The organism is Actinomyces sp. 594 (assembly GCF_019325145.1).
Classification (GTDB): Bacteria; Actinomycetota; Actinomycetes; order Actinomycetales; family Actinomycetaceae; genus Actinomyces.
The window spans coordinates 1-5,716 of sequence record NZ_PIZC01000029.1; the positions used below are offsets into that span (position 1 = coordinate 1).

At 70.8% G+C, this 5,716-nt stretch carries 4 protein-coding genes; 2 read left to right on the forward strand and 2 right to left on the reverse strand.

What is annotated here, in order from left to right:
* Window positions 1-532: 532 nt before the first annotated feature.
* Complete coding sequence (locus GZ998_RS03970) at window positions 533-949, reverse strand: DUF2000 domain-containing protein (RefSeq protein ID WP_161923326.1); 417 nt, start codon at window positions 947-949, stop codon at window positions 533-535.
* Between the two features lie 348 nt (window positions 950-1,297).
* Here GZ998_RS03970 and GZ998_RS03975 point away from each other — a divergent pair, with 348 nt between their 5' ends.
* Complete coding sequence (locus GZ998_RS03975; RefSeq protein WP_162679219.1) at window positions 1,298-2,098, forward strand: TrmB family transcriptional regulator; 801 nt, start codon at window positions 1,298-1,300, stop codon at window positions 2,096-2,098.
* Between the two features lie 395 nt (window positions 2,099-2,493).
* Window positions 2,494-4,245 carry a DUF885 domain-containing protein gene (locus tag GZ998_RS03980; RefSeq protein WP_219109097.1) on the forward strand — a complete coding sequence of 584 codons (1,752 nt, stop codon included), beginning with the start codon at window positions 2,494-2,496 and terminating at the stop codon, window positions 4,243-4,245.
* A 115-nt stretch (window positions 4,246-4,360) separates the two neighbouring features.
* Here the strand turns inward: GZ998_RS03980 and GZ998_RS03985 are convergent.
* The coding region (locus tag GZ998_RS03985) for an amidohydrolase (protein WP_219109098.1) at window positions 4,361-5,716 on the reverse strand (1,356 nt) is incomplete at its 5' end.

The following is a 5,716-nucleotide window of genomic DNA, read 5'->3' on the forward strand; positions in this document are numbered from 1 at the left end:
AGAAGTCATGAGACTCAACCGTCCCAGAAGTGTGGAGACAGCACAGTACCTTTCGGTGACGCTACGTACCCCTACCGTACGAACCGTCACAAGAAGGTACGAATCGTCGACCAGAACATACGAACCGTCAGCCCAGCGCCGCCGACCCACGACGCCGTTCTGCCCCTAGCTGCCCTACACCGCCGCCCTGCACCGGCGTACGCACCAATCCCGCCCGAAGAACACGCCCATCAGCTCAACCGGCAAGTGCCCGGCGGCGTGGGTCATCCCCCCGCAGACACAAACCAGCTCTCCCAGCAACGGCGCGCGGTGCTGGAATCCGGGGTGACGTCGGGCGCGTGGGAGGCCTGTTCGCCCACGCGGCCTGCCGTTGACGCCGAGTCCCGTGCCTGTCGGCCCAACGCTGTCCAGGATCAGCATTAACGACTCCGACGTCGCCGACAGCCGCGGGCAGAACCTTGGAATCACACGACCTCGCGATCAGCACCAGCAATCGCCAACGGCAATGTGCCGAACTCGGACGCCCATTTACTCAGCGGAACAGCGGGAGAGAGCCGGTCAGTGAGGTGACCTGTGCGCGCGGGCCGACAAGCGCCACGGCCAGGTAGTCCAGGTCCGCGGAGGCGACGGCCGCGAGCGCGCGGGTGTACTTGTCATAGGTGTGAGCCCCGGCCGCCGTCTTGGTGAAGCCGATGACCTCGATGGGCGGTTGCGCCTGCGCTAGTTCGGCCAACTGGGATGCGGGCGCGACCAGCACGGGAACGGGGGTGTCGGAGATGCCGGCGTGCATACGTCCATCGGCGTCGGGCACATCCGGCCCGATTAGGTCCGCGTGGCGGGCGCCAATGGTCAGTGCCAACAGGGCGCTGGCGTTCGCGGCCCTGGCGGCAGTGGTGCCCTCGGCGATGACAATGACGATCTTGCGGGCGGTCGAGTTCTGCTGACTCACAGCGGGTCTCCTCGCGGCATTGACGATATTTGACAGGCGGGCAGCGTTTGCCCCCGCCTGCGAACCGGTTGGGTAGAGCGGGATACCAACTCGACTTCAGGCTGAGGCCGGGGTGGGCTCGCCCCACGCGGGACATAGTAGTCACCCATTGGGTGACTATGCGAGCAATTTATGGGGTGACTATGCTCCCGATTGGGTGCTCGACGGGGTACTCGATGCCGCCCGAGCAGCTCAGGCGCGTCACGCACCGGCAGACACTGCGGCCGATGCATCGTGACCGATGGCCATCGTGCGGGCGCGGCGTCGTCTCCGCCCCAGCACCAAGTTGAGGATCGGAGGACGGGGATCATGGTTTCAGTGGCGGAGCAGTTGCAGGCGCTGGGAATGACCGACTGGGAGTCTCGTGCCTACCTGGCGCTGCTGGAGGAGGCGCCGGCAACCGGGTATGCCATCGCCAAGCGGGCCGGGATCGCCCGCTCCAAGATCTACGAGGTGCTCGCCTCCCTCGCCGCCGACGACTACGTCCAGGTCTCCCGCGGCAATCCCCAGATGTACGCGCCGCTGCCGCCGCGCGAACTCATCTCCCGTCTGCGCTCTCGCTTCAACGACAGCCTCGATGCCGCCGAGGCGTCCTTGTCCGCCTTCGCGGCCGATGCCGTCCACGATGGCGCCATCTGGGATCTACAGGGACGGGCCGCCATCATCGAGAGGGCCAACCGACTCATCGCCGCCGCGCAGCACCGCATCCTCGCGGAACTGTGGGCGCAGGACGTGCCCGCCCTGGAAGACAGTCTGCGTCGGGCCGCAGACCGCGACGTGGAGATCATCATCGTCGGTTATGGCGAGATCGACCTCGACTGTGCGACCGTCCACCCCCACCCCGCCACAGACACCGTCACAGCCGGGCTGGGCGGCAGGTGGGTGGTCGTCTCGATCGACGACCGCGAACTCGTTGCCGGGAACGTCTCCGCCGGGGCGCACTCGCGCGCCGCCTGGACCAGCCACCCCGGTCTGGTGGTGCCCGTGACCGAACTCGTGCGGCACGACCTGTACAAGTTGGAGATGCTGGCGCGCCACGGGGACGTACTGGAGCGGAGCTTCGGTCCCGGTCTGCAGGTGCTGCGAGACAAGTACGCACCCCTGAACTGAACCGAATCCCACCCAGACTCCCGCGCAGGGAGTCCGCCCTGACGTGGGCGGCGCACGCTTAGAGTCGATGGGGCTCCAGCGATTCCGCGGAAATATGCGGAAACCGATGATCCGTTTGAGTGGCGAGACCGCTCCTGCGTGCGCCAGCAGCCTCGGCGCACGCAGGAGCCGATCGGTGTCCTTCACCCTGGATAGATGAACGTTGGAATATCAGGCAAAACTTGCCGACAAGCCGGATAGGCAAGAGGCTTAAGCGTGCGCCGCGCCCGGGCCCCGCGCGAACGCATCTGGAGCCCCCGGTTCCGTGCGCGCGCTGACCGTTTTCGTCTGCGGCCGCACGCATCGCGAAGCTCTCCGGAGCTGGAGACAACCTCCCTGTGGCCTAGTCTCGGCGCATGACCGAGACTCCCTCCGACATCCCCTCCCCGCCACCCGCTGCGGCCCGGCCCGGCGGCGGCTCCACCCGCCGCCCCACCGCCGTGGATGCCGTTGCCGAGCGCTACGTGGAGCGCCTGGCGGACCTGTCCCCCGAGTTCGCCGTGTCCGTAGGCCTGCCCGGCCGCCGCGGCGAGCTGGACGGCTACTCCCCCGAGGCGCTCGAGGCGCTTACCGACCTGGACCTCCGCACGCTCGCCGAGCTGGAGCAGGTCGCCCCGGTCGACGCGGTCGACCGGGTCACCGTGGCCGCCATGCGCGAGCGGCTGGGCGTCAGCATTGAGTCCGCCGACGCCGGCGAGGCGCTGCGCCGCCTGGACAACATCGACTCCCCCATCCAGAACCTGCGGGACCTGTTCGACAACCTGCCTACCGCCACCGAGGCGGACTGGGCGGATTTCGCCGCCTGCCTGCGCGACGTGCCGCGGGCACTGCGTGAGTACGCCGACTCATTGCGCCTGGCCGCCAGCCGCGGGGACGTGGCCGCCCGCCGCCAGGTAGAGGCCTGCATCAACCAGTCCCGCGCTCAGGCGGCGGAGTCCTCCAGCTCCTACACGGCCCTCATCGACGCTGCCACCACCGCCGACGGCGCACCCCTGTCCGAGTCGCTGCAGGCGGAGCTGCGTGACGCCTCTGCACAGGCCCGCGCCGCCTACGGTCGCATCGCCGACTTCCTGGGCGAACAGATCGCGCCGCTGGCCGGTGAGGTGGATGCCGTGGGCCGCGAGCGCTACGCCCGCTTCAGCCGCCAGTTCCTGGGTGCCACAGTCGACCTGGATGAGACCTACGAGTGGGGCCGCGAGCGGCTGGCAGCCATCGACGCCGAGCAGCGGGCGATCGCCGCGCAGCTGTATGGCGAGGGCGTGAGCGTGCGCGAGGCCATGGACCGGCTCAATGCCGACCCGGCGCGCACCATCCACGGCACCGCCGCCCTGCAGGCGTGGATGCAGCGCACCGCCGATGAGGCCATCGCGGCGCTGGACGGTACCCACTTCGACATCCCGGCCCCGCTGCGCACCCTGGAGTGCCGCATCGCGCCGTCGGCCACCGGCGGCATCTACTACACGGGCCCGAGCGACGACTTCACCCGGCCCGGGCGCATGTGGTGGTCCGTGCCGGAGGGGACGGACACCTTCGCCGCCTGGCAGGAGCGCACCACCGTATTCCACGAGGGTGTGCCCGGGCACCACCTGCAGGTCGGCATGCAGACCTACGTGCGCGACGAGCTCAACGCCTGGCGCCGCCTGGCCTGCTGGGTCAGCGGTCACGGCGAGGGCTGGGCCCTGTACGCCGAGCAGCTGATGGCCGGCCTCGGCTTCCAGGACGACCCCGGCGACCGCATGGGCGTGCTCGACTCCCAGCGGTTGCGGGCCGCCCGCGTGGTGCTGGACATCGGCGTGCACCTGGGCAAGCGGCGCCCGCCGGAGCTGGCCGAGCTGCCCGGCGTCGGCGACGGCACCTGGGACGCCGACTCCGCCTGGGCCTTCCTGCGCCGCAACGTGGCGATGACAGAGTCGTTCTTGCGCTTCGAGCTGGACCGCTACCTGGGCTTCCCGGGGCAGGCGCCCTCCTACGCGGTTGGCCAGCGGCTGTGGGAGGCAACCCGCGACGAGGCGCTGGGCCGCGGCGAGTCCCTGAAGGACTTCCACACCCGAGCACTGCGCCTGGGCAGCGTGGGCCTGGACGTCATGCGTGAGGCGCTGGCCGCGTAACGCGCCGCCGGGGCCGGGACCCGGACCTGCCGCACGCACCGTGGCAAATCGGCTGCGCCCGGCTTCGGCCGCCCCATCCAGGGGCGGGCCGCCACGGCGCGACGTCGCCTCGGGCTCACTCCTCCCAGAATCCGGCGACGTCCACGGCCCCGCCGGCGGCCTCGAAGTCGGCGCGCACGGCGTCGCGCAACTCGGCGTCGTGAAGCCAGTCCAGGGCGACGGCGGCCAGCCCGTAGGCGCCGTCGACGGCGGCGGCGTCACCGGTGGGCGAGCCCGCGGCCGCGGCCATCTCGCGGGTGTGCAGGGCGACGTCGTCGCGGTCGGTGACCTTGATCAGCGGGTGGATGCCGGGCACGCGCAGCGACACGTTCCCGAAGTCGGTGCCCGCCGCAACCGTCTCCGTCACCACCCCGGCGGGCAGCGGGTCGCGGCCGCGCTCCCGCTGGGAACGCACCCAGGCCTGAAGCAGCGGGCCGTTGGAGCGCACCGGCATCTCATTGGTGTTGGCGTCGGTAATGATCTCCACCCCCGTGCCGGTCATCAGCGCCGCCCCGCGCAGCAGGTCCTCCACCCGCCTCACCAGGTCCTTGAGCGTCTCAGGGTACTTGGAGCGGACCATGAGGTTGAGCTCGGCGCGCTCGGGGATCACGTTGGCGACCTGCCCGCCGTCGTCGACGACGGCGTGGACGCGGTCCATGGGCAGGATCTGCTGGCGCAGCAGGCCCAGGCCGGTAAGCACCAGAGTAGCCGCGTCCAGGGCGTTGCGCCCCATGAACGGCTGGGAGGAGGCGTGGGAGGGGATACCGGTGTACACGGCGCTCATGCGGCGCACCCCCAGCCAGGTCTGGTCGGCCAGGTCGTGGGCGTAGGCGTGGGTCTGGATGGCGGCGTCGACGCCGTCGAGCATGCCGCGCTGGGCGAGGATCTCCTTGGCGGTGTCGGACTCCTCGGCCGGCGTGGTCTGCAGGATGACGCGGCCGGGCAGGGCTCCAGGGCGGCGGCGTTCAAGCTCGGCCAGCGCGAGGAAGGCGCCCACCGAGTTGGCGCACATGACGTTGTGTCCGCAGCCGTGGCCGACGCCGGGCAGGGCGTCGTACTCCGCCAGGATCGCCATGGTCGGGACGTGGGAGCCGGCGGTGGCGGGCGGCTGCGACGCTCCGGCGTCTCGCCGCTCCCCACTCTCTGCGGCGTCCGCCGCAGCGTCTGCCCCAATAACCGCCCGCAGGGCCGTATCCATGCCGAACACGCCCACACTCGGGGTAATGCCGTGGGCGCGCAGCAGTTCGGCGACGGCGGCGACCGCGTGGTGCTCGGCGTAGCCGACCTCCGGGTGGGCGTGCAGGTCCCGCGACAGCGCCACCAGCTCCGGCGCGAGGGAGTCGACGGCCTCGGCCAGCTCGGCGCGCAGGCCGGCCTCGGCGCCGGCGTCCTCGGGCAGTGCCGGGGCGGGGCCCGCCGCCGCGGCGCGGGC

Coding starts and splice junctions, on each gene's coding strand:
- GZ998_RS03980 (WP_219109097.1), top strand. CDS start 2,494: ATGACCGAGACTCCCTCCGACATCCCCTCCCCGCCACCCGCTGCGGCC.
- GZ998_RS03975 (WP_162679219.1), top strand. CDS start 1,298: ATGGTTTCAGTGGCGGAGCAGTTGCAGGCGCTGGGAATGACCGACTGG.